Source organism: Lelliottia sp. WB101 (genome assembly GCF_003051885.1).
GTDB classification, from domain to species: Bacteria; Pseudomonadota; Gammaproteobacteria; order Enterobacterales; family Enterobacteriaceae; genus Enterobacter; species Enterobacter nimipressuralis.
Map to the genome: position 1 here is coordinate 2164212 of NZ_CP028520.1, position 25339 is coordinate 2189550.

At 50.9% G+C, this 25339-nt stretch carries 30 protein-coding genes, 1 pseudogene and 1 other annotated feature; of the genes and pseudogenes, 20 read left to right on the forward strand and 11 right to left on the reverse strand.

Features of this window, described 5'->3' with window-relative positions; genetic code table 11:
* Nucleotides 1-52 precede the first annotated feature (52 nt).
* The 6 genes from rpsP to DAI21_RS10420 all read left to right on the forward strand — a co-directional run bounded on the left by rpsP (nt 53) and on the right by DAI21_RS10420 (nt 4003).
* Entirely contained in the window at nt 53-301 is a 249-nt protein-coding gene (gene rpsP / locus DAI21_RS10395; protein ID WP_014171249.1) for a 30S ribosomal protein S16, read from the forward strand.
* A gap of 15 nt (nt 302-316) precedes the next feature.
* Nucleotides 317-856 carry a ribosome maturation factor RimM gene (gene rimM / locus DAI21_RS10400; RefSeq protein ID WP_100779247.1) on the forward strand — a complete coding sequence of 180 codons (540 nt, stop codon included), beginning with the start codon at nt 317-319 and terminating at the stop codon, nt 854-856.
* Between the two features lie 31 nt (nt 857-887).
* Nucleotides 888-1655: a tRNA (guanosine(37)-N1)-methyltransferase TrmD gene (trmD, locus tag DAI21_RS10405; protein WP_100779248.1), complete on the forward strand. Its 768-nt coding sequence runs from the start codon at nt 888-890 to the stop codon at nt 1653-1655.
* Nucleotides 1656-1699: 44 nt separating this feature from the next.
* Nucleotides 1700-2047: a 50S ribosomal protein L19 gene (rplS, locus tag DAI21_RS10410; RefSeq protein WP_095282974.1), complete on the forward strand. Its 348-nt coding sequence runs from the start codon at nt 1700-1702 to the stop codon at nt 2045-2047.
* Between the two features lie 129 nt (nt 2048-2176).
* Complete coding sequence (locus DAI21_RS10415; protein WP_107703048.1) at nt 2177-2581, forward strand: DUF2946 domain-containing protein; 405 nt, start codon at nt 2177-2179, stop codon at nt 2579-2581.
* Between the two features lie 57 nt (nt 2582-2638).
* Entirely contained in the window at nt 2639-4003 is a 1365-nt protein-coding gene (locus tag DAI21_RS10420) for a PepSY domain-containing protein (protein ID WP_107703049.1), read from the forward strand.
* A 3-nt stretch (nt 4004-4006) separates the two neighbouring features.
* On the opposite strand, the gene DAI21_RS10425 is transcribed toward DAI21_RS10420, so the two are convergent.
* The 4 genes from DAI21_RS10425 to DAI21_RS10440 form a co-directional block, all read right to left on the reverse strand.
* The gene (locus tag DAI21_RS10425; RefSeq protein WP_107703050.1) at nt 4007-4492 is read right to left on the reverse strand and encodes an OmpA family protein; all 486 of its coding nucleotides are present in this window, start codon (nt 4490-4492) and stop codon (nt 4007-4009) included.
* A 15-nt stretch (nt 4493-4507) separates the two neighbouring features.
* Entirely contained in the window at nt 4508-5728 is a 1221-nt protein-coding gene (gene dgcN, locus DAI21_RS10430) for a diguanylate cyclase DgcN (RefSeq protein WP_107703051.1), read from the reverse strand.
* Complete coding sequence (locus DAI21_RS10435; RefSeq protein ID WP_199908239.1) at nt 5721-6206, reverse strand: YfiR family protein; 486 nt, start codon at nt 6204-6206, stop codon at nt 5721-5723. The genes dgcN and DAI21_RS10435 overlap by 8 nt, the downstream gene beginning before the upstream one ends.
* 195 nt (nt 6207-6401) lie before the next feature.
* On the reverse strand, nt 6402-6776 hold the full coding sequence (locus DAI21_RS10440) for a DUF2799 domain-containing protein (protein WP_100779254.1): 375 nt from the start codon (nt 6774-6776) through the stop codon (nt 6402-6404).
* A 220-nt stretch (nt 6777-6996) separates the two neighbouring features.
* Between DAI21_RS10440 and aroF the strand changes: the two genes are divergently transcribed.
* From aroF to DAI21_RS10455, 3 genes are read left to right on the forward strand one after another with little or no spacing between them, the layout of a single operon-like run.
* On the forward strand, nt 6997-8067 hold the full coding sequence (aroF, locus tag DAI21_RS10445) for a 3-deoxy-7-phosphoheptulonate synthase AroF (protein WP_102105365.1): 1071 nt from the start codon (nt 6997-6999) through the stop codon (nt 8065-8067).
* Between the two features lie 10 nt (nt 8068-8077).
* Nucleotides 8078-9199, forward strand: a complete 1122-nt coding sequence (gene tyrA / locus DAI21_RS10450) for a bifunctional chorismate mutase/prephenate dehydrogenase (protein ID WP_107703053.1) — start codon at nt 8078-8080, stop codon at nt 9197-9199.
* Nucleotides 9200-9259: 60 nt separating this feature from the next.
* Nucleotides 9260-10132, forward strand: coding sequence for an SMP-30/gluconolactonase/LRE family protein (locus DAI21_RS10455; protein ID WP_107703054.1), 873 nt, complete (start codon nt 9260-9262; stop codon nt 10130-10132).
* Here DAI21_RS10455 and pheA read toward each other — a convergent pair.
* From pheA to DAI21_RS10475, 4 genes are all read right to left on the reverse strand, one after another.
* Complete coding sequence (pheA, locus tag DAI21_RS10460; RefSeq protein WP_102105362.1) at nt 10129-11289, reverse strand: bifunctional chorismate mutase/prephenate dehydratase; 1161 nt, start codon at nt 11287-11289, stop codon at nt 10129-10131. The two genes, DAI21_RS10455 and pheA, sit on opposite strands and share 4 nt — an antisense overlap.
* A gap of 29 nt (nt 11290-11318) precedes the next feature.
* Nucleotides 11319-11444, reverse strand: a sequence feature (Phe leader region).
* Complete coding sequence (gene pheL / locus DAI21_RS10465) at nt 11396-11443, reverse strand: pheA operon leader peptide PheL (protein ID WP_100780835.1); 48 nt, start codon at nt 11441-11443, stop codon at nt 11396-11398. It overlaps the preceding feature by 48 nt.
* A gap of 182 nt (nt 11445-11626) precedes the next feature.
* Complete coding sequence (locus DAI21_RS10470) at nt 11627-12619, reverse strand: tyrosine-type recombinase/integrase (protein WP_107703055.1); 993 nt, start codon at nt 12617-12619, stop codon at nt 11627-11629.
* Between the two features lie 66 nt (nt 12620-12685).
* A complete protein-coding gene (locus DAI21_RS10475) occupies nt 12686-12982 on the reverse strand; it encodes a helix-turn-helix transcriptional regulator (RefSeq protein ID WP_085841435.1) in 297 nt (98 codons plus the stop codon).
* A gap of 111 nt (nt 12983-13093) precedes the next feature.
* Between DAI21_RS10475 and DAI21_RS10480 the strand changes: the two genes are divergently transcribed.
* The 8 genes from DAI21_RS10480 to DAI21_RS10515 all read left to right on the forward strand — a co-directional run bounded on the left by DAI21_RS10480 (nt 13094) and on the right by DAI21_RS10515 (nt 19000).
* Complete coding sequence (locus DAI21_RS10480) at nt 13094-13399, forward strand: Cox family DNA-binding protein (RefSeq protein WP_107703056.1); 306 nt, start codon at nt 13094-13096, stop codon at nt 13397-13399.
* A complete protein-coding gene (locus DAI21_RS10485) occupies nt 13389-13631 on the forward strand; it encodes a hypothetical protein (RefSeq protein ID WP_107703057.1) in 243 nt (80 codons plus the stop codon). The genes DAI21_RS10480 and DAI21_RS10485 overlap by 11 nt, the downstream gene beginning before the upstream one ends.
* Before the next feature lie 10 nt (nt 13632-13641).
* Nucleotides 13642-13884 carry a hypothetical protein gene (locus DAI21_RS10490; RefSeq protein WP_085841438.1) on the forward strand — a complete coding sequence of 81 codons (243 nt, stop codon included), beginning with the start codon at nt 13642-13644 and terminating at the stop codon, nt 13882-13884.
* Nucleotides 13878-14099 carry a hypothetical protein gene (locus DAI21_RS10495; protein WP_107703058.1) on the forward strand — a complete coding sequence of 74 codons (222 nt, stop codon included), beginning with the start codon at nt 13878-13880 and terminating at the stop codon, nt 14097-14099. The genes DAI21_RS10490 and DAI21_RS10495 overlap by 7 nt, the downstream gene beginning before the upstream one ends.
* Before the next feature lie 17 nt (nt 14100-14116).
* Nucleotides 14117-14353, forward strand: coding sequence for a hypothetical protein (locus DAI21_RS10500; RefSeq protein WP_107703059.1), 237 nt, complete (start codon nt 14117-14119; stop codon nt 14351-14353).
* Nucleotides 14350-17043 carry a toprim domain-containing protein gene (locus DAI21_RS10505; protein WP_234419527.1) on the forward strand — a complete coding sequence of 898 codons (2694 nt, stop codon included), beginning with the start codon at nt 14350-14352 and terminating at the stop codon, nt 17041-17043. The genes DAI21_RS10500 and DAI21_RS10505 overlap by 4 nt, the downstream gene beginning before the upstream one ends.
* A gap of 189 nt (nt 17044-17232) precedes the next feature.
* Nucleotides 17233-18456 carry an ATP/GTP-binding protein gene (locus tag DAI21_RS10510; protein WP_107703060.1) on the forward strand — a complete coding sequence of 408 codons (1224 nt, stop codon included), beginning with the start codon at nt 17233-17235 and terminating at the stop codon, nt 18454-18456.
* Between the two features lie 19 nt (nt 18457-18475).
* Nucleotides 18476-19000: an RloB domain-containing protein gene (locus DAI21_RS10515; protein ID WP_107703061.1), complete on the forward strand. Its 525-nt coding sequence runs from the start codon at nt 18476-18478 to the stop codon at nt 18998-19000.
* Between the two features lie 81 nt (nt 19001-19081).
* Here DAI21_RS10515 and DAI21_RS10520 read toward each other — a convergent pair whose 3' ends face one another.
* The 3 genes and pseudogenes from DAI21_RS10520 to DAI21_RS10530 form a co-directional block, all read right to left on the reverse strand.
* Nucleotides 19082-19402 (reverse strand): ogr/Delta-like zinc finger family protein, encoded by a 321-nt coding sequence (locus tag DAI21_RS10520; RefSeq protein WP_107703062.1) that lies wholly within the window; start codon nt 19400-19402, stop codon nt 19082-19084.
* A pseudogene (locus DAI21_RS10525) lies at nt 19399-20444 on the reverse strand (phage portal protein). Before DAI21_RS10525 ends, DAI21_RS10520 begins: the two are co-directional and overlap by 4 nt.
* Entirely contained in the window at nt 20441-22246 is a 1806-nt protein-coding gene (locus DAI21_RS10530; RefSeq protein WP_107703063.1) for a terminase large subunit domain-containing protein, read from the reverse strand. Before DAI21_RS10530 ends, DAI21_RS10525 begins: the two are co-directional and overlap by 4 nt.
* 155 nt (nt 22247-22401) lie before the next feature.
* On the opposite strand from DAI21_RS10530, the gene DAI21_RS10535 reads away from it, so the two are divergent.
* From DAI21_RS10535 to gpM, 3 genes are read left to right on the forward strand one after another with little or no spacing between them, the layout of a single operon-like run.
* On the forward strand, nt 22402-23457 hold the full coding sequence (locus DAI21_RS10535; protein ID WP_107703064.1) for a GPO family capsid scaffolding protein: 1056 nt from the start codon (nt 22402-22404) through the stop codon (nt 23455-23457).
* 24 nt (nt 23458-23481) lie between these two features.
* Nucleotides 23482-24528, forward strand: a complete 1047-nt coding sequence (locus DAI21_RS10540; protein ID WP_107703065.1) for a phage major capsid protein, P2 family — start codon at nt 23482-23484, stop codon at nt 24526-24528.
* A 3-nt stretch (nt 24529-24531) separates the two neighbouring features.
* The gene (gene gpM / locus DAI21_RS10545; RefSeq protein ID WP_107703066.1) at nt 24532-25239 is read left to right on the forward strand and encodes a phage terminase small subunit; all 708 of its coding nucleotides are present in this window, start codon (nt 24532-24534) and stop codon (nt 25237-25239) included.
* Nucleotides 25240-25339 lie beyond the last annotated feature (100 nt).

Below are 25339 nucleotides of genomic sequence, written 5' to 3' on the forward strand. Positions count from 1 at the left end.
TGGGCTCCGTTCCTCGATGGGGCCCTGTGTTTTATTCACACAAGAGGATGTTATGGTAACTATTCGTTTAGCACGTCACGGCGCAAAAAAGCGTCCGTTCTACCAGGTTGTTGTGACTGACAGCCGTAATGCACGCAACGGTCGCTTCATCGAGCGCGTTGGTTTCTTCAACCCGATCGCTAGCGGTTCTGAAGAAGAAACCCGTCTGGATCTGGATCGTATCGCTCACTGGGTTGGCCAGGGCGCTACTGTTTCCGATCGCGTTGCTACGCTTATCAAAGCAGCAAACAAAGCAGCTTAATCTGTCACGGTGGTCATGATGAGCAATAAAGCACCTGTTGAACCGATCGTATTGGGAAAAATGGGTTCTTGCTACGGTATCCGTGGTTGGCTCAGAGTGTTTTCCTCCACTGAAGACGCTGAAAGCATTTTTAACTACCAGCCCTGGTTTATCCAGAAAGGTGGTAAGTGGGAAGCGGTCGAGCTGGAAAGCTGGCGCCACCACAATCAGGATATCGTGATCAAGCTGAAAGGCGTTGACGATCGCGATGCGGCGAATCTGCTGACTAATTGCGAAATTGTCGTCGATTCATCGCAGCTGCCTTCGCTGGAAGAGGGTGATTATTACTGGAAAGACCTTATGGGTTGCCAGGTTGTCACCACTGAAGGCTATGGCCTGGGTAAAGTCATCGATATGATGGAAACCGGGTCAAATGACGTTCTCGTCATTAAGGCAAACCTGAAAGATGCGTTTGGCATCAAGGAGCGGCTGGTTCCGTTCCTCGATGGGCAGGTTATCAAGAAAGTCGATCTCACTACGCGAACTATCGAAGTAGATTGGGATCCTGGTTTTTAAATTCTCCGGATAAACGGTAAAAGACGGCGCTATGTGGATTGGCATAATTAGCCTGTTTCCTGAAATGTTCCGCGCGATTACTGATTACGGGGTAACTGGCCGGGCAGTAAAAAAAGGCCTGCTGAACATCGAAAGCTGGAGTCCTCGTGACTTCACGCATGACCGGCACCGTACCGTGGACGAACGTCCTTACGGCGGCGGACCGGGGATGTTAATGATGGTGCAACCCTTACGGGACGCCATCCATACAGCAAAAGCCGCGGCAGGTGAAGGCGCAAAGGTGATTTATCTGTCACCTCAGGGACGCAAGCTTGATCAAGCAGGCGTAAGCGAACTGGCCACGAATCAAAAGCTGATTCTGGTATGTGGTCGCTATGAAGGGATAGATGAGCGCGTAATTCAGACCGAAATTGATGAAGAATGGTCAATCGGCGATTACGTTCTCAGCGGTGGTGAGTTACCGGCAATGACGCTGATTGACTCCGTTGCCCGGTTTATTCCGGGTGTACTGGGCCATGAAGCTTCAGCAACAGAAGACTCTTTTGCTGATGGATTGCTGGACTGTCCACACTATACCCGCCCTGAAGTGTTAGAAGGGATGGAAGTACCGGCGGTATTGCTGTCGGGGAACCATGCCGAGATACGTCGCTGGCGTTTGAAGCAGTCGCTGGGCCGAACCTGGCTTAGAAGACCTGAACTTCTGGAAAACCTGGCTCTGACTGAAGAGCAAGTAAGGTTGCTGGCGGAGTTCCAAAAAGAGCACGCACAACAGCAACATAAACATGATGGGCAAGCGTAAAACGCTCCCGATATATCAGTTTACCCAGGATAAGAGATTAAATTATGAGCAACATTATTAAGCAAATTGAACAAGAGCAGATGAAGCAGGACGTACCTTCATTCCGTCCGGGTGATTCCGTGGAAGTGAAAGTATGGGTTGTTGAAGGTTCCAAAAAACGTCTGCAGGCATTCGAGGGCGTGGTTATCGCTATTCGTAACCGCGGTCTGCACTCTGCATTCACTGTTCGTAAAATTTCCAACGGCGAAGGTGTTGAGCGTGTCTTCCAGACTCACTCTCCAGTAGTTGACAGCATTACTGTCAAACGTCGTGGTGCTGTACGTAAAGCTAAACTGTACTACCTGCGTGAGCGTACTGGTAAGTCTGCTCGTATCAAAGAGCGTCTGAACTAAGACTCGCTTAAGCAACATCCTGTTAAAAGGGCTGGCCGCAAGGCCGGCCCTTTTTTATGTAAATCCGCGCCGCCTGTTAACCTTCGTTTCATAAATCATTTACAATAGCCGCTCTCTAGCGGAGGGTAAGTGAATAACGCACTGCATCAGTCAGCCTTGAAACGCACAGCGGCCTGGACCGCGCTGTTTGCGATCCTGCTGATCGTGGTCGCGCCGCTGATCTCCATTTCGCTACAAAAAGATCCCATGAGCGCAATGCCGGGGATGCATCATGATATGAGCCAGACGTCGATGGCAGAACATCATGGTGAGTCGCCGCAATCAATGCCTGTCGATCACGCCGAAGCCTGTGGCTATTGTGTGCTAATGGCCCATGTGCCGGGCCTGATGCTGGCGCTGAGCGTGCTGTTGTGCGCTGTGCTATTGCGACATCGCGTTAAACCGTCGCGACAGGCGGTGAGCCACTGGCACTTTTTCCCCTGGTTGTATCCTGATACCCGCGCGCCACCGCAGCGGTCAGCTTTTTCCCTTTAAATCATAAAGAATGCGCTTTTGCGCATCGATAACGTTTTGCCTGCAAAAAGGAAAAGTATGACTGTCAGCACGCCACGCGCAGCATGGGGAAACCTGCTGCGACGTCTTCATTTCTATATCGGGTTGTTTGTTGGCCCGTTCATTTTTTTCGCTGCACTAACGGGAACGCTCTACGTGGCGACACCGCAGCTCGAAAACATGTTGTACAAACATGCGCTGTTTAGCGATACCACTGGTGAAGCTCAACCTCTGGCCGAGCAAATTGCAGTCGCGGAGAAAGCCATTGGGGACCAACTTCGTCTACAGGCCGTACGACCGGGGCTGATCCCCGGTGAAACCACGCGCGTGATGTTTACCGACCCGATGCTCGGGCCGTCGGAGAATCGGGCGATTTTTATCGATCCCGTGAGCCTGGAGGTACGCGGCGATATGACGGTCTACGGCACCAGCGGAATTTTGCCGCTGCGCCAGACCATTGACTATCTGCATAGCTCCCTGATGCTGGGGGATATCGGGCGTTTATACAGTGAGCTGGCCGCGTCCTGGATGTGGATCGCCGCCATAGGCGGGATTGCGCTGTGGTGTTATACCCGCCCGAAGCGACGTATCAATAATCGATTCCAGAACCGCCGTCGCGTGCATGTCGCGCTCGGCTGGGGTCTGCTGGGGGGAATGTTACTATTTTCTGCGACCGGGCTTACCTGGTCACAATGGGCGGGTGGCAACGTCGATAAGCTACGTAAAGAGATGAACTGGCTGACGCCGCAGGTCAATACACAGCTGCGCGGTCCCGCGGCAGAAGTCGATCCTCATGCTGAACATCGCGGCCACCACGATGCGATGATGCCGGATATGGCCATGGATCTGACGCTCTTTGACAGCGTCCTGCATGCGGCCAGGAGCGAGGGGATTAATGCGAACAAGCTGGAAATTCGCCCCGCTAAAATGGCTGAACAGGCCTGGACAGTCACGGAAATCGATCGTGGCTGGCCCACGCAGGTGGACGCGGTTGCCGTTGATCCGCACTCAATGCAGATCCTCGATCGGACGCGTTTCGCGGACTTCCCGCTGATGGCGAAGCTGACCCGCTGGGGCGTGGATTTCCATATGGGGATTTTGTTCGGTCTGGTGAATCAGCTGATCCTGATCGTTTTCGGCGTAGCGCTGTGCGTGTTGATCGCGTGGGGGTATTGGATGTGGTGGATGCGTCGTCCGGTTCAGGCCACCGGCAATCCGGTGCTCACGCTTTGTCAGTGCTGGCTTGCTCTCCCCGCCAGTGGGCGAGGAGTCACGCTCTTTATCGGCGTGATGCTGGGGATCATGATGCCGGTGATGGGCGTCAGTCTGGCATTTTTCGTGCTGATTGATTGGCTGCGCTGGCGCGCGCAGTGCCTGTTGACGCTGTCGGAATCCACCAAATAGTGATTAAGGCGTGCTGATGACCACTGCAACGCGGCGGTTTTCAGCACGCCCCTGAGCTGTAGCATTGCTGGCGACCGGATATTTTTTACCTAAGCCCTGAGTCGTGAGGTTGCTGCGCGGGATATTCGCCCCTTTTGCCCAGGAATCAGCCACGACGTTCGCGCGTTTAAGCGAGAGGGATTGGTTGTAACTTTCTTCCCCGTAATTGTCCGTGTGCCCGTCCATACGGGCATGGACCAGTCCGGTTGCGGCCAGACGTGTCGCCATGGTCTGGATCTGTTGCTCGCTTTCCGGACGCAGCTGATATTCATTCTTGCCGAATAAAATCTTCGCCGACAGGCCGAGGGACCAGTCGCCGTTCGTTTCGTTAAAACCGTAGGATTTCATTGCCGCAATCTGTTCCGGGGTGAATTTCCCCTGAGGTGGTGCCTGGCAGCCTGCCAGAATCGTTGTAGCCAGTAAAACTGGAGCGAGATATCGCCTTAACATAACGTGTTCCTTTTATTACAAAATTATTGTCGGACGCTGGTTTTTCACTTGATACATATTGCGGTCGGCTTGCTCCAGTAATGCCTCTACCGAGGTATTTTCCCACGCCAGAGCGAAGCCAATGCTGAGTGACATGTGTGCCGTATGTCCGTTGTGCAGGTCGTACGGCTGGAGAAACTGCTGCGAAAGCGCAGTGCAAATCTGTTGAACGTCTGCCGCAGAGTGAATGCCATACAGGATCATGGCAAATTCATCGCCGCCCAGACGGTATGACTGATAACGTTTCCCGCCAAATTCCACCATTCTGCTGGCGACTTCTATCAGCACGCAGTCACCTGCCGCGTGCCCCCAGGTATCGTTGATCTGCTTGAAGTTATCGCCATCCAGGAACAGCAGGGCGGAATTCATCTGTGCAGAAGCGTCATTCATCAGCGCCGCGATGCTGCTGCGGAATGCAGCGCGGTTCGCCAGCCCGGTGAGCGGATCGTGCATCGCGGTGCGCATCAGCTGTGCGTTCCGGGCCTGCAGCTTGAGCTGCCACTCCTCCATTTCGTCGAGCAGGCTGTTGAAATCCTGCCCAAAGCGATGGAACTCTTCGATACGCTCCTCTTCGACGCGGCGCGAGAAATTACGGTTCGTTTTAACGTCATGCACCACGTCGGTGATATTTTGCAGTGCGGTGACGACTCCGTTGTGCAATGAACGGGTAATGGTCAGCGCCACAAAAGCGGCGAAAAGAATACAGCCTGTCAGCACGGCAAAAGACGTCCAGAGGAAATGGCTAATCAGGCTGTCGCGCGCGGTAATGCGCACTTCACCAATCACCTTGCCGTTATGCACCACGGGCTGTGCGGCAGGGACGGGGAACAGCATGCGACTGACCAGCGTGCTCAGGGTGTCGGTATCATCATCAGGGGTCCACGACCAGTAGGCAAAACGCTGCTGATGGATGTCGAGCACCTCGGCAACGGAAAATTGCCCCTGTCTACCCAGTGTGGCAAGCGTTTCATTGGCGGCGGTGGCATCATTAAATACTAATGAGGCTTCCAGGCTTCGGCTCATGGTCGCGCTGGTTAATTCGAGGTTTTTTTGTGCGTATTGTTTTAATGTAACCACTGACGCAATACACAATAATAACCATATCAGCGTCATGGTAATTACTACGCTAATCATACTGATGCGCCGCAACGTTCTTTTAAACGTCGGCCGTGGCGTTGAAGAAAGTTCCTTATTCATGCTTCTTATTCCGGGCAAGCATTAACACATCCGGATTCACTCTTACGCCACTGCGAGACAGGGCATCCAGATTGACAGAAAATCTCACTGTTTCTTCATTAATTATCAGACAAAAAGCACTGCCAATAACACATTCCAGGTTTTGCTCGGCGATTAATAGTAACGCGCGGCCCTGATAATTCCTGAATAATTCAAGTTGAGCAGCAGGTGACTCGTTTCCAAAATAAACGGCATCGCAGGTGGCATGTAATGCTTCAGACTCATTTTGCACAATCAAGGGTGTGTAGGGTAAAGCAGCAGAACCGCTGTCACTCAGTACCTGGGCGAAACGAGAAGACGAAAAAATACAGAGTTTAGGCTGGCCAGAAAGCGCAGGCCAACGGGAATAGCTGACGATGCCAGAGACGATCGAACGCACTGACTTCTCTTTTTCTGTCAATGTTGTCGCGAAACTTTGCCCGCAGATAATGCACAGCATGAGTGCCAGAATCAGATGGCACAAAGGGAACGTAAAAAAATGTCTCACCAGAATCCGCCATACCACTCTGGAAATATATATCCTTAAATATTGCAGGAAGAATACCATTGTTTACCTGAGTAGTCATTATGTGGAATTTGTTGTGACTTAAGCTAAATCTGAGTTGTAATTGAATGAAATTATTAAGTTATTAAATTAATTAAGTCTCGAGCCGCGCATACCTTCATCCATACCTTTTTGCCAGGATTTACGCAGCAGGTCGGCATTTTCTGCCGTATCACAACTGGCTGGGAATATTTTACCGGACAGACCCCACGCATAGACAAAATCTTCGGTGCAGACTTTTTTCTGACCATCAGCATAACCGCGCAGGTATTCACTGCGATCGACGTCAGGATCGTTAAAATTATCCGCGAGAGTTTCGTTACTTTTTATTGATACACCATTCATGGCATCTTCTTTGCCGGCGGTAAACCAGCTGGTGCCGGTCCAGGTGGGCTGGAAGGTATAAGGGTTGATTTGACAGCCTGTCAATAATATCGCCAGCAGCGCGAGAGCAATTGAACGCATAGTGATTCGCCTTTTCTTCTTTTTCTTCAGCATAGCCTGGCAATCAACAATCAGAGTGTAATTTTATATTTACGAAATAAGCGGACATTTTTTGCCTGAAAATGGCGATTGTAAAGTAATGTTTACGAATTTTGGATTGAAATCTTTACTTGATGTGATATTGTGTGTTCACCTCATCGAGGAAACCACTATCGCAAACGAGCATTACAGGATCGCCATCATGCAAAAAGACGCGCTGAATAACGTACATATTACCGACGAACAGGTTTTGATCACGCCAGATCAGTTGAAGCTGGAATTCCCGCTGAGTTCTGAACAGGAGGCGCAGATTGAGCACTCCCGCCAGACTATCTCTGACATCATTGCCGGTCGCGATCCGCGTCTGCTGGTGGTGTGCGGGCCATGCTCCATTCACGATCCTGAAACTGCGATTGAATATGCTCGTCGATTTAAAGCATTAGCAGAGGAGGTCAGCGATAGCCTCTACCTGGTCATGCGCGTCTATTTTGAAAAACCTCGTACCACCGTTGGCTGGAAGGGGTTGATTAACGATCCACACATGGATGGCTCGTTTGATGTGGAAGCCGGTCTGAAGATTGCGCGTCGTCTGCTGGTTGAACTGGTGAGCATGGGGCTACCGCTGGCGACAGAGGCACTCGATCCGAACAGCCCGCAATACCTGGGCGATCTGTTTAGCTGGTCCGCGATTGGTGCTCGCACCACAGAATCACAGACTCACCGCGAGATGGCGTCTGGCCTGTCGATGCCGGTTGGTTTTAAAAATGGGACCGACGGAAGCCTTGCGACCGCGATTAACGCCATGCGCGCTGCGGCGATGCCGCACCGTTTTGTCGGCATCAACCAGGCCGGTCAGGTTTGTCTGCTCCAGACCCAGGGCAACCCGGATGGCCACGTTATCCTGCGCGGCGGTAAAGCACCTAACTACAGCCCGGCGGATGTCGCCCAGTGCGAAAAAGAGATGGAACAGGCAGGACTGCGCCCGGCTCTGATGGTAGATTGCAGCCATGGTAATTCCAACAAAGATTACCGTCGCCAGCCTGCGGTAGCGGAATCCGTTGTCGCACAAATCAAAGACGGTAACCGTTCGATTATCGGCCTGATGATTGAGAGTAATATCCACGAGGGTAATCAGTCATCTGAACAGCCGCGTAGCGCAATGAAACACGGTGTCTCAGTAACCGACGCCTGCATCAGCTGGGAAGCGACGGATGCGCTGCTGCGTGAGATCCACAAAGATTTGAACGGCCAGCTGGCGACGCGTCTGGCTTAAGAGGTTAGTTATGGTTGCAGAATTGACCGCACTGCGCGATCAAATAGATGAGGTGGATAAGGCGCTCCTGGATTTGCTGGCGCGCCGGATGTCACTGGTTGCCGAAGTCGGGGAAGTGAAAAGTAAATACGGCCTGCCGATTTACGTGCCAGAGCGTGAAGCGTCGATGCTCGCCTCCCGGCGTGATGAGGCACAGCTCATGGGCGTCTCTCCCGATCTGATTGAAGATGTGCTGCGCCGCGTGATGCGTGAGTCCTACTCCAGCGAAAACGATAAGGGCTTTAAAACCCTCTGTCCGTCGCTGCGACCGGTGGTGATCGTTGGCGGCGGCGGCCAGATGGGGCGTCTGTTTGAGAAGATGCTGACGCTTTCTGGTTATCAGGTGCGCATTCTTGAAAAAGAGGACTGGGCACGTGCGCCAGAGCTGATGGCCGACGCAGGCATGGTTATCGTCAGCGTGCCGATTCATGTGACCGAAGAGATTATCGGCAAACTGCCGTCTCTGCCGGAAGATTGTATTCTGGTGGATCTGGCGTCCGTGAAGAATGGTCCGCTGCAGGCGATGCTGGCGGCCCATAACGGACCGGTACTGGGTTTACACCCGATGTTCGGCCCGGATAGCGGCAGCCTGGCGAAACAGGTCGTGGTCTACTGCGATGGTCGTCAGCCGGAAGCGTACCAGTGGTTCCTGGAACAGATTCAGGTCTGGGGTGCACGTCTGCATCGTATTAGCGCGGTGGAGCACGATCAGAATATGGCGTTCATTCAGGCACTGCGTCACTTTGCGACCTTTGCCTATGGCCTGCATCTGGCGGAAGAGAACGTCCAGCTGGAGCAGTTGCTGGCACTCTCCTCGCCAATTTACCGCCTGGAGCTGGCTATGGTTGGGCGTCTGTTTGCGCAGGATCCGCAGCTGTATGCTGACATCATTATGTCGTCAGAAAATAATCTGGCGCTGATCAAGCGCTACTACCAGCGGTTTGGTGAAGCGATAGCGCTGCTGGAGCATGGCGATAAGCAGGCCTTTATCGACAGTTTCCGTAAGGTTGAGCACTGGTTTGGGGATTACGCGAAGCGTTTCCAGAGTGAGAGCCGCACCTTATTGCGTCAGGCGAACGATAGTCGCCAGTAATCTGATGATGTATATACTAAAAGCCAGCACTGCTGGCTTTTTTCATTTTGGGGATTTGTCATGGCTGAACCGCAGGTTTTATTCGACTACACCGGGCACTTACCGGAATGCCCGACCTGGAGCGAAAGCGAAAACGCGCTCTATTGGGCCGATATTCTGGAAGGTGAAATTCATCGTTATCATCTCTCTTCGGGTCAACATTCTGTTCTCTCATTTCATGAGGAGGTCGGGTGTTTTGCCTTACGCGAGAAGGGCGGTTTTATCGTCGCGATGCGTAACGCGATCTGGCTAACGGATAAGCACGGCCTGCTCCAGCGAAAAGTCTGCGATAACCCGTCTAATCCTCAACTGGCGCGTTTTAACGACGGCGGCACCGATCATATCGGGCGTTTTTACGCGGGAACATTCTGGGGACCGGGGGATTACAATGGCGCGATGCTGATGCGCATTGATAACGATCTGACGCCGAAAGTCATTCAGTGTGATATCCACGGGCACAACGGCCTGGCCTTTAGTCCGGACAGGCAGTGGATGATGACTTCAGATACGCCGAACCGCGTGATTTACCGTACACCGCTGGACGAAAAGGGGGAGCCGGGTGCCCGCGAAGTGTTCCGCCGCTTCGAACAGGGCGAGGGAATACCGGATGGCGCCGCGATGGATACTGAAGGCTGCTACTGGAGCGCATTGTTTGATGGCTGGCGTATTGCGCGGTTTACTCCGCATGGGGAACAGCTGGAAGAGTATCGCTTGCCAGTGCGCTGTCCGACGATGGTCTGTTTCGGCGGGGATGATATGAAAACCCTGTTTATCACCACCACGCGTGAAAATATGGATCGTGACGAAGTGACGAAATATCCGCTATCGGGCGCCATCTTCACCCTGCCCGTCAGTGTGGCAGGAATGAAGAAAGGCCCGTTTATTGAGCGTTAAACCGGATCGACCGGGACCACGTTCTCGCCCGGATAACAGCCCAGCACTTTCATCGAACGGGTGATCTCGCCCAGTTCGCGCAGGGCTTTCTGCATGGACGCTGATTTGAGGTTGGCCTGGATATCGAGATAGAACATCTCTTCCCACGGATTGCCGTTGATCGGGCGGGATTCCAGTTTGGTCATAATCAGGTTGTGATTACGTAACACCAGCAGGGCTTCAACCAGCGCACCCGCCTGCTGGCCGGTCGCCATCAGCAGAGTGGTTTTAGCCGGGACCTGCTCGGACACATCAATCGCTTTACGTGCCAGCACCACGAAGCGGGTGATGTTCTGCGTCTGGTTAGCCAGGTTGCGCTCCAGCACCTGCAGGCCATACAGCGCGCCACCGGCTTCGCTACCGAGAGCCGCCACGCGCGGAGAGTTGGCCTGCGCCACTTTTTCCATCGCCGCTGAGGTGCTTTCGGTGTACTCAATTTTCCAGTTCGGATAGCGGTTCAGGAACTGGCTGCACTGCTGGAATGGCTGCGGGTGGCTGTATACGGTATCAATTTGATTCAGGTCGGTTGAGCCTGAGACCAGCACGCAGTGATCAATTGGAATGGTCATTTCGCCGACCAGCGACAGGCTGGTGTGCTGAAGCAGATCGTAGACGTCATTAATCGCCCCGGAACTGGTGTTCTCAATCGGCACCACGGCGTAGTCTGCCTGACCGGTTTCAACCTGGTTAAAGATATCGGCGAATTTGGCGCAGCCACTCTCGATAAACTCCTCGAAATGGCGGGCGGCATACTGGCGTGCAGCCAGGTGCGAGTAAGAGCCTTTAGGTCCCAAAAATGCGACGCGCGCGGAGTGCGGATTGGTTTTATTCAGATGTTGTTGCAGCAGCGCTTGCTGGGTCAGAACGGAATCTTCAATGATCAACTGGAACAGACGAGTGATGTAGTGTGCATCGAGGTGATGGGCTTTACCCAGCTGGATCAGGCGCTCCAGCAGATCGCGCTCACGGTCGATATCACGTACCGGGCGGTGGGAGTCCAGCTTGGCTTTACCCACTTCAACGGCGAGCGTGCGGCGTTCAGCCAGCAGCGCCAGTAATTTCTCATCCAGCGCGCTGATTTTTACTCGCAGATCCAGTAACGGGTTTTCCGATGTCATAGCGTTGCCTATTTCGTTTATTGTTATCAATAAAAAAGGCCCCCCGGTGTGGGAGGCCTTGTTGTTCGTCTTCGCATTCTTTATCACACGACGAAACGCCTCCCATTCAGGGGAAGGTAAAAAAGAATGCGAAGAAAAACGGGGTCTGGTTCATGAATTCATCCTGTTGTTGATACCGTTAAAGTACCCGTACTGTTTTGATGCTGTCAATAAAAAACGCGCCCGGAGGGGCGTACTGGAAAAAATAAAAAAATATAAAATGCATTTAAATCAGTTAGTTAAAATTTTATCTCGTTTGTAATTTATCCAAATACGCCCTAAAACATCCTATTAATTCCTAGTCGGTGGACACTATCTGGACACTCCCCCGCATCGGATTAAACCTGATGGCATCGGTTAGGTAGTCAGGCGCAAAGTGCGCATAGGCCATAGTTTGCTTGATATCCTTGTGGCCGAGGATCCTCTGCAGCGTAATGATGCTGCCGCCGTTCATCATAAAGTGAGTGGCGAAAGTATGGCGCAGAACGTGCACTGCCTGGCCCTTTGGTAAGTCAGGCTTTACTCGCTTAATGACCTCTCTAACCTTTGCGTAATTCGACTCAAATACACGGCCGGATTTTTTGGTTAAAATGAGATCCGCCAATTCCTGCGAGATTGGCACAGCCCGCTCTTTGTCAGTCTTTGTTTCTAAAAAGATTGCGCGGTTGCCGATCACATGTTCGACGCGCAGACCTTCAGCCTCACCCCACCTCGCGCCCGTATGCAGGCAGAATAGAGTTATCTTTCTGTCCTCCTCATCCAGTTCAGAGAGAAGCATTTCGATCTCATCCTGAGATAGAAAACCCATACCTTTGCTGGGCGCCTTGAGTTTTTTTAGGCCGCTTATGGGGTTATCGTGGTGGTACTCGTCAACCTCGCTAAGCACACGGAACACGCCGGACAAAATGACCAAATCCCGGTTAACTGTTTTCGGTGTAACGCCGCTCTGTAATCGCGTCGCTCTGTATTCGACAAGAAAAGCCCTAGTGAGCATGTAGGCGCGAGGGTGCCCCATATCCCTGTCTATTTTTTCAAGCCGCTTTTTATAGTCATCGCCATATTTGTGGCTACTGCCGTGGTATCGCCACCACAGTTCTATTAGTTCGAGCAGGGTTCGTCGGTCTGGTGGTTTTCCGATCCATTCTTTCGAATGCATGGTTGTTAGGGCGTAGCGCTCATAACTTTGAGCCTGAGATTTGAAATTAAACTTTTTGCGGATTCTTTTGCCGAGGCTCCCTTTTGGGCGCACATCTACCAGATAACGGCCATCCTCTAGTTTTTTAATCGACATAAGCCCATCCTTTCTGGTAGTCATCGTTTTTTAAATTTTGAGCTATCGCCCACAAAAACCAGATTTTTAACCAGCTTTCCGACCTGATCGGGATGATTTTATTTTGCCTTGCCCATCAGGGGAGAGAGGCGGAGAGACTTGCCCCGCAGAAGGTGCTGTTTTACCTGTCATTAGCCAGAGAGTGTACTTCTCAAATCTTGGGTGATTAGTGATTTTACTGATAACCCCCTCAGTGAGCTGAACGCCTTTCGTTTCATAGCTTTTTAATGTTTCGTAAGGCACATCCAACAGCTCTGCCAAAGCCGCCCTTGTAAGCCCCTCACTCTCTCGCATCTCTCGGATCTTAATGCCTAAACTTGACATATGGGTAACATCTCACCTATTCTTCAAATGGGTAATATGTTACCCATTAGAAATACACCCCAGAACACTCTACAACGTTCTGGGAACCTAAACCGACGAAGGATAACACAGATGAAAGAAGCCACGGAAAGCGCCGCTGCTGACCTCGTCACACCGGAGCTTTTTGCCAGCAGTATTGGGAAAACCCCCGCAGCAGTTCGCCGGATGGCTCAGGAGGGAAAATTGCCGGTGATCCGTATGCGCGATCCCGCCAAGCCGGAGGGGAAAGGCGAGGTGTATATCGTGCTCTCAGAATGGAACAGCTACGCACGGCATTTGGTTAGTGCGGCCAATGCGGAATGGCATGCGTGGAAAGACCGGTTATCGACTGAGCAATCACAATGGAATCCGGGAAAAGGAAAAGCTGATGATGAGTAATCAAAAGCATTTTATTGCAGCAGCAAATGCTGTTATTCAAATGTACGAATTAAGGCAGCACCGCCCAAGATTTTTAGCAAACTCCCCAGCAGAAATAGACTGCGCTTGTTGTGAGTTAATTAATGTTGCTAGCGCTGCTGCATATGCAGGCAGCGAGGAGGCCACAATAATTAAAGCGGCTGCCGACTACTGGAAGCAAACCGGAAATAAACCTGACTCAATATTGCAATAGAGATAAAGCCATGAAAAGGATTTACGCCGAGCAGGTTAATAAACTGCTTGAGGACTTTTATTTTAATAATGAGTTTGAAAGCAGTAGTCGCTCGCTTTCTTTCAATGTCTTGCAAAATGGCATTCATCACGTCTATGGCACGGCATTCTGCTCAGGTGATGATGAGGCAACAGCAGCACTAAAGCCAATACTGATGCAGGTTATTGATGGCGAGGTGCCGCAACCCATCGACCTGACGGAGTGCGCATGTTAATCGTACAAATCACATCATTAAATTTTGCCTTATTCGCCGGCTTATTTATTACGTTGTTTATTTATCATCGTTTCAGATATGGCGGGGCGCTTAAGGATTCAACCAAATGCTCTGGTTATTCTGCAGTGGTTTTTGTTGTGTTGCTTGATGCTTTTATTCTCGCTGCTGGCTGGTCTTACTATTCAGCGCTTTATTTCTGGAATCTGGTTTTGTAAATAAATAAGGGCGGTTTATGTCTGATTTTAGTTTACCAACACTTTCAGGGCGCACGGCGCCAGCTCGCATATGGAAAAGCGCCAGCATTGAGCTCAGCGCGTTTATACGTGGTCGCAAAAACTACTCAAGAATTAAACCGCACCATTATCTCGTTATTCGCTTAGGTAAACGCTGGCGCATTCTGAGCAAGGACAATGGCCGCCACTGGCAGCTAATGACGCATGAAACATATAACAAGGAGTCAAAATTATGACCGGCATCCCATTAACAACAATGAGTGAGCATGTTAGAGCTGAGGCTCTGCGGCGTCTGGTGCAGGATTTTGACTTTAAAGAACGTGAGAAGTATCTGCAGCAGGGCTTATGCCCTGACTGCAATAAGCGTGAAATGTACATAAGCACGGAGCGTCCTTATCTGATTAAGTGTGGCCGAGAAAATAAGTGCGGCAAAGAGATAACCGTGCGCAGCCTTTACCCCGATCTCTTTGAAAATTGGTCGCGCCGTTTCGAGTCAACCCCACAAAACCCCCACGCAGCTGCTGATGCATACCTGCGCGATGCCAGAGGCCTCGATTTAGTCGCTTTCAAAGGCTGTTACACGCAGGAATCATTCGCGCGTGATGGCATGGGCAGCGCCACGGTGAGGTTTACGCTGGCCAACGGCAAGAAATGGGAGCGCATCATTGATGAGCCAGAACGGTTTGACCAAAAAGCCAATTTCATCGGGTCTTATGCTGGCTACTGGTGGGAGTCGCCAGGAATGGATCTGCGCAAGGCTGACAAGATATTTATCACAGAGGGCATTTTTAATGCCATGAGCCTGGTGCAGGCCGGGCTCTATGCCGTTGCGACGCTCAGCAGCAATAATTACCCGTCAATGCTGCTCAGCATGCTGGCCGATGCAATCCCGGACCCAAAAAAGCGCCCTCGGCTTATCTGGGCTTTTGACGACGACAGGGCAGGCCGCAGTCACATCGTTAAGTTTGCAAAGCGAGCTGCAGAGGATGGCTGGGAAGTTAGCGCGGCGCTGCCCACGGAGAACGGCGGCCATCTTGACTGGAATGACTTACTACAGCGCGACAGGCTTACACCTAAAGACTGGAAGCAATACCGCCATAATGGTCGCTTGTTACTGGCTGACTCACCGAGTGCAAAGGCGCTTTTGATTTATCAGCATACCGAGCGCACATCGTTTCATTTCAATTATGGGTTTCGCACCTACTGGTTTCAGCTTGATTTCAATAAGTATATGAGCGCCTTTGAGCGCATTCTTGAGTACGATGCGAAATGCGCAAATGAGGAGGATGCGAGGCGAAAAGCCATTAAAGAAACCGGCATGATCGAGGAGATATCAAACTGCGAATTTAGGCCGCTTTATTTCCAGCGCTCAGAGCCCACCGATGAATCCTGGTACTATCTGCGCGTCAATATGCCCCATGCCCCAGCCATTAAAGGCACCTTTACCGCCAACCAGCTTGCTAGCTCTGCCGAGTTTAAAAAACGCCTTCTGCATATCGCTAAGGGCGGCACTTATACCGGCAGCACCAAGCAGCTGGACACCCTGCTGCGCTCACTGCAGATGATAAAAGAAGTTAAAACGCAGAATTTCATCGGCTATAACAAAGAGTTTTGCGCGTGGATTATGAATGGCGCAGCGGTGAGCGGCGGCCAAGTTTTTCACCTTAATGATGAGGATTATTTCGAGATCCAAAAGGCCAGCGTCAAAAGCCTGAGCTTAACCCCCTCACTCGTTATCAATACCGACCTGAGCCAATTTACGACCGGCTGGCTCAACGATATCTGGGCGGCGTTCGGCGTCAAGGGTTACACCGCTCTGGCGTTCTGGCTCGGCTCCCTGTTCGCAGAGCAGGCGCGTGAAATGCATAAATCCTTCCCGTTCCTTGAGATACATGGCGAGCCTGGCGCTGGTAAAAGTACGCTTATCGAGTTTCTCTGGAAGCTCTGCGGTCGTGAGGAATATGAAGGGTTTGATCCGAGTAATTCCACGTCTGCAGCTCGCGGCCGAAACTTCTCTCAGGTCGCCAATTTGCCGGTGGTGCTAATTGAGGGGGATCGCAACAATTCAAACGATAAGCCATCCAAGCTGCGCACCTTTGATTACGACGAACTGAAACCCCTATATAACGGCCGCGCATCCCGTGCTCTGGGTATTAAAACCAACAACAACGAAACATATGAGCCACCATTCAGAGCGGCACTGCTTTTTGCTCAGAATGCTGCCATTGATGCCTCAGAAGCCATGATGTCGCGTGTTGTCAGTATGTTTACCGACAAATCAAACCAGACTGATATCACCCAGGCGGCCGCGGAGCGACTCGAGCAGATGCCTATGAGCGATGTTTCGGGATTTTTCATTGAGGCCACACAAAAAGAGGCAGCAGTCCTGCAGGAATACGATCATCATTATCGCAAGGCGATGGCCGATATGGCCATCCATGCAGACATAAGACACCGGCGTGTCATTAAAACCCACTCGCAGGTAATCGGCTTTTTGATGGCTCTGGCGCAAGTTGTACCGGTTCACCCATCCCATATCGAGCAGACGCGCAATTACATCTTCACCCTTGCTGCAGAACGCCAGCGCGCCCTGAGTCTCGATCATCCTCTGGTACAGGAGTTCTGGGAACTGTTCGACTACCTCAATGACCAGGAGCAGCACGGAATTAACCACGCGCCAGTAGACAAGGTTGATGAGGTAGCGATTAACTTCAACCACTTTGAGGAGGTGGCAAACACCTACCGGCAGCGTCTGCCGTTCACGTTGTCAGAGATTAAAAAATTACTCAAAAGTGGCCGCGAGCGTGAATTCGTTCGTACAGCCTCAGTGCGCAGTTCGGTGAGCGATAGCTACAACACCGGCAAATCAAAAGAGATGCGCAAGCCTGAATTTTATCATTGTTGGATATTCAGAATTAAAGCGTAGAAAGCAGTGTCTTTTTTTCGAAGATAGGCTGTCTGACTACTGCAGCATAAGCAGCTGTCAGGCAGGTTTTCTCAAGTGTATGCAAAAATAGTTGACATTTTGTGCTACCCCTACTTAGTGATGGACATTCACTTACTAAACTGAGATAGTGGGCCATATTAAACAAAAAAAAGTCTAAGTGGGGCGAGTATGATCAAATGGTATCGCTTTAAAAACTTCTACTCATTCAAAGATGAGCAATTTGTTGATCTAACTTTAAAGGAAAACTCTTCAGAGTCACCTCTTGATCAACATTGGGGTAAAGACCGGATTACCAAGGTTCTTGCAGTTATGGGTGCTAATGGTTCAGGCAAATCAAATATGATTAAGCCTCTTGCATTTCTTAGTTGGTTCTGCAGCGAATCATTTAAATCTATGGATAACTCGGATTTGCTACCTATTTATCCTCATATATGCAATAAAAAGGAGCCATCAGAAATTGAAATCTGTTTTGTTGATAGCAGAATAACTGAAGAAGATGCAGATCATACAGAGTTTAAATATTTCTTAAGCTTCAATAAGAAAAGAGTTTTGCATGAGGAGCTAAAATATAAATCTAGTAGATTGTTTTCTTCTGTCTTTTCTAGAAAATATGACGAAGAATTGAAGGGTTACAAAGTAAAAAGTAACGCTAGTGATTTTCCAGTTAGTGAGTTGAAAACTGTACCACAGAATGCATCAGCTATATCTTACTTTCAAAGAAAAGAAAATAACATTCTGGCTGGTGCAATGAGTTATATATTTTACAGTATCGAAAACAACTTGAATGTTTTTGGTAAGTCTAGTTTTGATTATGGCAAAGTCTTAAATGCTACAGAGTGTTATAACGCCGAGCCTGAGGTTTTCGAAAAAGCAAAAAAATATCTTACAAGAATGGATTTTGGATTAAAGGATATCAGAATAAAAAAAGAGGAAGTAATTGATAAGGTAACGGGTGAGTCTGAAACTAAAGTATTGCCATATGGTATTCATTCGCATGATGGTGAAGAGTTTGAGGTGCCATTTATAATGGAATCAACTGGTACTCAGGCCTGTTACTACTTCATTTATAAACTTGTTTCTGCGCTACATTATGGTGGTGTAGCTGTTATAGATGAGCTGGATAGTGACCTTCACCCATATATGATTCGAGAGTTGCTTGACATGTTTGCCAATGATGGCACTAACAAAAGTGCATCGCAGCTAATCTTTAGTTGCCATACAGCAGAGATACTTAAGTCTGTAAAAAAACACAATGTTTACTTGGTCGAAAAGACAGATAGTGTAAGTGAGGCATGGCGCTTAGATGATGTTCAGGGTTTAAGAAGTCAAGATAACCTGTACTCTAAGTACATAACAGGTGCATTGGGCGGTGTACCAAACATTAACTTCTAAAGCAAAAAGGGATTTTGAAATGGCTAAGAAGAAAGTGGTGCGCCGCGCCATTAGTAAAACCTTGTTATTGGTAGGCGAAGGGTATGCCGAGAAAGCATTCCTTTCGCACCTAAAATCTCTCTTTTCAAATGGAGCTTTCAAAATAACTATTGTCACGGCCGGAGGTAAAGGTCCAGAACATGTAATTTCACATGCAATTTCTTGTAAAAAGTGTGATGGATATGATTTTGTAATTGTTTTACTGGATACGGACATTCAATGGCCAAGAACATATGTACAAAAAGCTATGTCTGCTGGCTTAAATCTTGTGGGTTCTGATCCATGTCTTGAGGGATTACTGCTCGATGTGATTGGAAAAGTAAAGTCGCCTACTAACAGTGGCTGTAAAAAATTACTTCATCCAGTCCTTTCAGGATCTTGCACTGAGCGTGATAGCTACGCAAATGTCTATACACACGCTTTGCTTACAGGCACAACAAACTCTAAAATTCAATTTATTATCGATTCGCTTAAAGGGAAAGAGCAACGTTCCAACGTTATATAAATTAAAAACCACAATGAATTTTCACAACTACATACCGAATAGACTTTTAGAATGAAAAAAACCGCAGCTGCGGTTTTTTTGTTAACTGGTCTGTAGCAAATCGAGGGCAAATTGTCGCTGCTTTGGGCTCAACTGGCCAACAAGCTCTTTTACAAGCCTGTCCGTTGCCATTGAGCTGGGGCTCAAAGTGTGTGAAAACGTCAGATTTAAGACGTAGGTATGGCCACACTCAACGTTTGAGCACGCGCAATACAGATCACTGAATTTGTCATCCTTAGACACTGACCTGCGAATTACCGCGGGGGATTTGCACTCAGGGCAAAATAGTTTCAAAACGCGCATATTTATCGCTCCTGCGTGATCGCTTACACAATCCCACGATTTTAGCGCCTCTTCGGTCATTTTTCGCTGCTTTCCTCGTCAATTGCGAAAGTTAAATGCAATCTTTGTGGGATTTCTGGATCGTCATTCACTGCGCGCATGAATTTTCGCTGCAGTGGCGCGATCTCATTCTTTTTGTATGTTGCCTCAGCCTTTACCGGATCGCCCAGGCCTGCGGCGTTCTGCGGAATGATGCCGGCAATGCCAGCAGGGAAGCGATGAGCTGTCAGAACGTCCTGCGCCGTGATGTTTTTGACGTTCGAAAATTCATCTTTGGCCGTCACCTCACCAATGTTGATGAGTTTCACGCCCTCTGGGTTGCCCCGGGGATATTCACATAGAGATTAGAGAAGTTGCCTACGCCTTTTGACTGCTCAATTTTGGATTTGATCTCATCCTCCACCTCGGCGGTGATATTCGGATCGTTGGTGTAGAGAATAAAGCCCATATGCGCACCATTGTGGTAGTAGCGACGACGAAAGATAGTGGCCTCTGAGTTAAGCAGTACGGAGTGAATGCCGCCGATGTAATCCGGGAGGCCGTAAACCTGCTGCAGCGGGTCATGCGATTTAATGAAAATGATATCCTCGGTCGGGTAGATCAGAGGCTCACCTTCCTGCAGAACCACGTAATCACCGGACTTTCGTCTGCGCAAGTACAGCGACGGCAGCGGGTGCAGTCCAATCACGTTGCCGAAGAAATTACGCAGTTTAACGATAGCCAGATCCCCGCAGAGCAGATAGTCGAATATTCCCGCCTCAATCTGGTCATGATTGAGGCCGCCGCTCACATAGCCGGACGTAAACATATTGCGCCTGGCGTACATAACGCCACCGTGCTGGCCGTTGAGATTGACCAGCTGCGAAAGCGCAACACGGTCGATAGGGAGTCGCCAGTGGTCAGCCTTGTTGTCATACCAGATGTTGTAATAGTCGGTGCCGGTGGTGAGGATGGGCTCTGGCTCGCCGAACGTTATCACGCTACTGCGTCCGAGGGATAACTCCTGTTTTTGTGCCGGCGCAGCTGCTACCTGCACCTTATGTGTTTTGTTCCGCTTCTTCATGCTGCTTTTCCAAAAGTCCAGGTGGAAGGGCGCTCAAATTCATAATCGAGCGGCTCGTTAATCATTGCGTGTGAGATGGCAAAAAAGATGTCGGCGTGGCCGGTTTTCTCTGAGCGCTCGGCGACAAATGTCATTTTTCCTCCGCCTTTCGTTATTGCTCGTCTGATGGCCATAAAGCTCGGAATAATCTCTGCGCGGTCGCCGCTCACCTCATCAATGGCATCAGCCCCCCACTCAATGCGGTTACGGTCAATCGTGTCGATCATCTTCAGAACGAGATCATTTTTGCTGTCCAGGGTGTAGTGAATCGGCCTTGCCTCGCGTGGAGCGAATTTTGAAACGAGCTCATACACGCCGCGCCCGATGCCAGTGATATCAATCCCGATATGCGTGATATTGAATCGCCGCATAATCTCTTTTATCTGTTTCGCCTGATGCGAAAAGCTCAACCCCTGCCAGTGGTAGACCGCCAGCACCCTGAACCGCTCCACGGCATATAAGGGCGGAGCAATCAGCACAAAGGTGGAGTTGTCGCCCGTTCGTGCCGGATCGAACCCTGCCCAGACCTCACGATCACCAAACGGCCGGTCGGCCGTGGGGTCATAGTCTCCCCAGCGCGCCGCATCAACGGCGCAGCGCTGCAGCTCTGTGAATTTGAAAACGGCGTCTTTGCTGTCAACGAAAACGCACATGTAGAGCATGTTAAATGTGGTTTCGTTGTAGCGATTTCGCAGGCGCTTAATATCAACCAGCTTACCGAGACCGCCAGCGATGGCCATTTCCATCGTGATGACGTATCGCCAGAGCGTATCCGGGCAGCGCTGGCCGGCACCTTGCAGCGCTTTGTCGGTCGGGAACGGGATCACCTTACGTTTCGGATCGCCGTCCTTCCAGTGGTCGCCCGTCCAGACGTCATAGGCCTCATGCGTTTTCGCGCTCGGGGTAGAGAAATACGTTGTCCTGAATCGTGACTGCGTGGTCATGGCGCTGGCCACGTCGTGCAGCTTTTTGAAGCGCGGGATCCAGAACACCTCATCACCATAAAGGTGGCCGTTAAATCCCTGAGCCGTGCTTGAGTTGGTTGAGAGAAAGCGAAGAACCGCGCCATTACTCAGTTTCACCTTGTTGCCGGCGCCGCTCAGCGTGATGCCGAAATGCTGCTCAGCAATCTCAAAAATGTACTGTTTGAAAATCTCTGCCTGCGCCTTAGATGCAGAAAAAAACACCTGGTGATCGCCCGTTGTGACCGCATCCTCGAACGCCTCAAAGGCAAAGTAGTAAGTCATGCCTATCTGGCGAGATTTGAGAATAAAACGCCAGTCCTCATACTTGTGGTTGCGGCAGTAGAGCTGGTAATCGAAAAGATGTTCGCGCGCGAAGGTGTCCAGCTGCTCGGCCGTGAGCCCGGACACGTCATTTTTGCGGTATTTCTTGCGCTTACGCTCACCGCTCTCATCGGTGGCGCCCGGGGTGTCGCGCTGCGCCCTGGCGTTTATCTCAGCCATGCGCTCGGCGTGTTTATTGCGCTGCCCGATGATTTTTACGTGATGCGCGATGAGGTCGCGCAGCTCCTGCAGCTCGAGCTCGGTTTTATTACTCTTATCACTCAGCGCGATATAACGGCGAGAAATGGCCTCCTCAATGGAATCGTGCGCGATCAGGTCTGCCCAGCCGAATTTTTCCGCCCAGTTATAGATAGTTCTCTGCGGTATATTTAACTCTTTTGATATTTCCGCAGGCGTCATGCGCCTGACATAAAGAGTTTTTGCCGCAAATCTGATTTCTTCTTTATATTTTGCCATGCGCTTATTATGTCGATTATTTCATTCGTAATTGCTAACTATTGTTTGGATTAATTAAGTTAATGGCGGTTATCCTAATATTTACGAATTAAATGCGGTGCGTGTTGGTAATAATTAATAAATAATTCAACCATTGAATGAATAAGGGCTGAGTTATGACGACGCAATTAGTCTCTGACTGGATTTGTATATGCACGGCGGGAACGTCTATCGACGGGCGTCCGATTGAAGAGTCCTGGCTGCTTGAAGCGGCAGAACGCTACGACACCAGCTTTTACGTGGCGCTCATCTGGCCGCATCATACCGAGTCGCTCAAAGAGCGTGAATTTTATACGCCTAATTACGGCATCGTTAAAGAGCTTAAAACTGAGCGCGTTGACGGTGATTTAAAGCTGTACGCGAAATTTGCTCCAAACCAGTTTTTAATTAATGCGAATAAGGAATCTCAGAAACTTTTCACCTCCTGCGAGTTTTGGGAAAACTTTCAGGGGCAGGGGTTCACTTATTTGCAGGCGGTCGCCGCCACCGATGTGCCGGCAAGCGTTGGCACGGACATGATGAAATTCAGTGCCCAGATGCGTAATCAGGGCATACGGTTTGGTAATTCAAATCAATTTTCTCTCGGTGAGTTATTACCGGATAAACAGCCGTCATTAATTGACCGGATTATTTCTGGAATGACTACCCGTAAATATACACCTGAAAAACCAGCCGAGGAGACGGATCCGATGAATGCGGAAGAATTGAAAGATACGTTGCAGCAAATGCTGAAGGCCGCAAAGGCTATGACCGATGCAGCCAAAGGGCGCACAACCGGCGATGTTGATGAGGCCGCCGACGAGGTGCGCGAGCAGGCGGAAGATATTGCCCTGCTGGCTGAAGAAGTGGTGGTACTTGCCGAAGACGTGGCCGAGAACCCTGAGGATGAGGTAGCAAAAGAGGAGTTCACCGCGCGCCGCGCCGAGCTCACCGCACTGATTGACGATATGGGCAAAGGCAATCGGCAGTTCTCAGCGCGCCGTCGTCGCGCCATGCTGGCGTTCAGCGCTAACCGTAAACCGGCACAAAAGCCGTCTGAAAAGCCTGCAGGGAGCCAGGACGACAAGCTCGATCAGGTCATTACTCTGCTTTCCGCTGCGGTCGGAGCCAGCAAAACGCCGCTGCCGGGTAATGCCCCTGGCGGTTCTGAAGCTAAACGCACCGTGCTGTAAACGGATTACACCCAGGAGTAAACAATGTTACTGACCCCCGAAACAAGATCGCTACTGGAAAGTTTTACTGTAGCGATGGCGGAAACCTACGGCGTGAAAAATTCGCGCCAGATGTTCTCGATCACCCCGCCAATGGACACGAACCTGCGTAAGGCCGTTGTCGAAAGCAGTGAGTTTCTGCCGCTGCTCAATATGCTCACGGTAAACAATATCACCGGGCAGGTGGTGGCCACCGGCAACCCCGGTCTGTTTACTGGCCGCAAGGCTGAGGGGCGCTTTAGTCGCAGGCTCGATAACAGCGGGAATAAATACCAGCTGGTTGAGACTGATTCGGGCGCGCACCTTGATTATTCCACGATTGTTGCGTGGGCGAACGCCGGCAGCGAGGACGAGTTTTTCCAGAAAATTCAGGCATTCGTCAACGTTTCCTTTGGGCACGATATTTTGCGTGTGGGCTTTAACGGTACGCACGTTTCGGAAGGTGATACCGATCCAGAGAAATACCCGAACGGCGAGGACGTCAACAAGGGCTGGCAGGCCATCGTCAAGGAGCGCTCACCGGGCCAGGTTATCACTGATGACATTACGATTGCCCGACCACGCAACGGCGCTGATTTTATCGGCCTGGACGCTGCAGCGAACGACCTGCGCCAGACGCTTATTCATCCTGCATTCCGCAACCGCCCTGATTTAGTTGTGCTCGCCGGCCGCGACCTTATCGCTGCTGATACCACCTCTCTGCTCAACGAGATTGACGCCCCGAGCGAGAAGGTGGCCGCACAGCTGATTAACCGCAAAGTGGCGGGCATGACGCTCTACTCCCCGCCGTTTATCCCGGACGGGCAGCTGATTGTCACGACTCTCTGGAACCTGCACGTCTACAACCAGAAAGGCACCGGCTACCGCCGCGCCGACTGGAACGACGACCGCAAGCGCTTTGAGAACAACTATCTGCGTTATGAAGGTTTTGGCGTTGAGTACGACGAGCTTTATGCCTCGTTTGACCACATCGAAGTGCTGGATCCTGATGCAGAAAAAGAGCCAGAACCGACACCGGGCGGCGAGGAGTAAAACATGGTTACACCGGCAAAACGCTGGCAAAAAAGCCAGCAGGCGCTCAAACGGCTGCGGGAAGGTAAGCAGATGAGCTGCTCAGCGCAGGACCGGCGCGCGGCCGAGTTCGATTTTGAGCTCGACCGTCGCTCTCTGAGTGAGGCGGGTGAGTCTTTTGCAGTACGCGCCGAAATCAAGCGCGACAGGCTGCTGCCAAAGTGGCTGCCGCAGGTTAAACGCTATCTCGATGCCGGTGAGGTTTACCCGTATCCCCCGCTTGTTGGGTGTGCAATCTGGCTCTTTGACGTTGGCGATTTTGATGCCGGCATCGACTACGCGCTCAAGGCCATCGAGCAGCAGCAGCCTATGCCGGATAACTTTTCCAGCTCAATGGGCGCGTTCGTGGCCGATACCATGCGCGAATGGGCAGAGTCGGAGTATGCCGCCGGCCGCAGCGTCGAGCCGTATTTCTCGCGTGTGTTCAAACTCGTGGTCGAGTCCTGGCAGCTGCATGAAGAAATCACAGCCAAATATTACAAGCTGGCCGCGCATCTCGTTCTGCGCGGTGAAGATGGCCTGCAGGCCAAACCGGCAGCATTCAGCAATCTCGATACGCTGGAGCTCGCGCAGGAATTGCTGCAGAAGGCCAGTTCAACCAGCAAAAAGGCAGGGGTTGGCACCCTGCTGGATAAAGTGACCGCGCGCATTCGTGCGCTCAGTCGCGAGTAACGACTGCCCCCGGCAGAGCGGGCGCGGTGGAGGTGTTGAGCTCTGAGGAGCTTTTCGGGCCGTGGAAACCGGTCAGCCCGCTTTCTAACAGGAGTGTAAG

Excerpts from the sequence above, each read along its gene's own strand:
- rpsP (WP_014171249.1), top strand. The coding sequence starts at position 53 with ATGGTAACTATTCGTTTAGCACGTCACGGCGCAAAAAAGCGTCCGTTC.
- rimM (WP_100779247.1), top strand. The coding sequence starts at position 317 with ATGATGAGCAATAAAGCACCTGTTGAACCGATCGTATTGGGAAAAATG.
- trmD (WP_100779248.1), top strand. The coding sequence starts at position 888 with ATGTGGATTGGCATAATTAGCCTGTTTCCTGAAATGTTCCGCGCGATT.
- rplS (WP_095282974.1), top strand. The coding sequence starts at position 1,700 with ATGAGCAACATTATTAAGCAAATTGAACAAGAGCAGATGAAGCAGGAC.
- DAI21_RS10420 (WP_107703049.1), top strand. The coding sequence starts at position 2,639 with ATGACTGTCAGCACGCCACGCGCAGCATGGGGAAACCTGCTGCGACGT.
- DAI21_RS10425 (WP_107703050.1), bottom strand. The coding sequence starts at position 4,492 with ATGTTAAGGCGATATCTCGCTCCAGTTTTACTGGCTACAACGATTCTG.
- dgcN (WP_107703051.1), bottom strand. The coding sequence starts at position 5,728 with ATGAATAAGGAACTTTCTTCAACGCCACGGCCGACGTTTAAAAGAACG.
- DAI21_RS10435 (WP_199908239.1), bottom strand. The coding sequence starts at position 6,206 with ATGCTGTGCATTATCTGCGGGCAAAGTTTCGCGACAACATTGACAGAA.
- DAI21_RS10440 (WP_100779254.1), bottom strand. The coding sequence starts at position 6,776 with ATGCGTTCAATTGCTCTCGCGCTGCTGGCGATATTATTGACAGGCTGT.
- aroF (WP_102105365.1), top strand. The coding sequence starts at position 6,997 with ATGCAAAAAGACGCGCTGAATAACGTACATATTACCGACGAACAGGTT.
- tyrA (WP_107703053.1), top strand. The coding sequence starts at position 8,078 with ATGGTTGCAGAATTGACCGCACTGCGCGATCAAATAGATGAGGTGGAT.
- DAI21_RS10455 (WP_107703054.1), top strand. The coding sequence starts at position 9,260 with ATGGCTGAACCGCAGGTTTTATTCGACTACACCGGGCACTTACCGGAA.
- pheA (WP_102105362.1), bottom strand. The coding sequence starts at position 11,289 with ATGACATCGGAAAACCCGTTACTGGATCTGCGAGTAAAAATCAGCGCG.
- DAI21_RS10470 (WP_107703055.1), bottom strand. The coding sequence starts at position 12,619 with ATGTCGATTAAAAAACTAGAGGATGGCCGTTATCTGGTAGATGTGCGC.
- DAI21_RS10475 (WP_085841435.1), bottom strand. The coding sequence starts at position 12,982 with ATGTCAAGTTTAGGCATTAAGATCCGAGAGATGCGAGAGAGTGAGGGG.
- DAI21_RS10480 (WP_107703056.1), top strand. The coding sequence starts at position 13,094 with ATGAAAGAAGCCACGGAAAGCGCCGCTGCTGACCTCGTCACACCGGAG.
- DAI21_RS10485 (WP_107703057.1), top strand. The coding sequence starts at position 13,389 with ATGATGAGTAATCAAAAGCATTTTATTGCAGCAGCAAATGCTGTTATT.
- DAI21_RS10490 (WP_085841438.1), top strand. The coding sequence starts at position 13,642 with ATGAAAAGGATTTACGCCGAGCAGGTTAATAAACTGCTTGAGGACTTT.
- DAI21_RS10495 (WP_107703058.1), top strand. The coding sequence starts at position 13,878 with ATGTTAATCGTACAAATCACATCATTAAATTTTGCCTTATTCGCCGGC.
- DAI21_RS10500 (WP_107703059.1), top strand. The coding sequence starts at position 14,117 with ATGTCTGATTTTAGTTTACCAACACTTTCAGGGCGCACGGCGCCAGCT.
- DAI21_RS10505 (WP_234419527.1), top strand. The coding sequence starts at position 14,350 with ATGACCGGCATCCCATTAACAACAATGAGTGAGCATGTTAGAGCTGAG.
- DAI21_RS10510 (WP_107703060.1), top strand. The coding sequence starts at position 17,233 with ATGATCAAATGGTATCGCTTTAAAAACTTCTACTCATTCAAAGATGAG.
- DAI21_RS10515 (WP_107703061.1), top strand. The coding sequence starts at position 18,476 with ATGGCTAAGAAGAAAGTGGTGCGCCGCGCCATTAGTAAAACCTTGTTA.
- DAI21_RS10520 (WP_107703062.1), bottom strand. The coding sequence starts at position 19,402 with ATGACCGAAGAGGCGCTAAAATCGTGGGATTGTGTAAGCGATCACGCA.
- DAI21_RS10530 (WP_107703063.1), bottom strand. The coding sequence starts at position 22,246 with ATGGCAAAATATAAAGAAGAAATCAGATTTGCGGCAAAAACTCTTTAT.
- DAI21_RS10535 (WP_107703064.1), top strand. The coding sequence starts at position 22,402 with ATGACGACGCAATTAGTCTCTGACTGGATTTGTATATGCACGGCGGGA.
- DAI21_RS10540 (WP_107703065.1), top strand. The coding sequence starts at position 23,482 with ATGTTACTGACCCCCGAAACAAGATCGCTACTGGAAAGTTTTACTGTA.
- gpM (WP_107703066.1), top strand. The coding sequence starts at position 24,532 with ATGGTTACACCGGCAAAACGCTGGCAAAAAAGCCAGCAGGCGCTCAAA.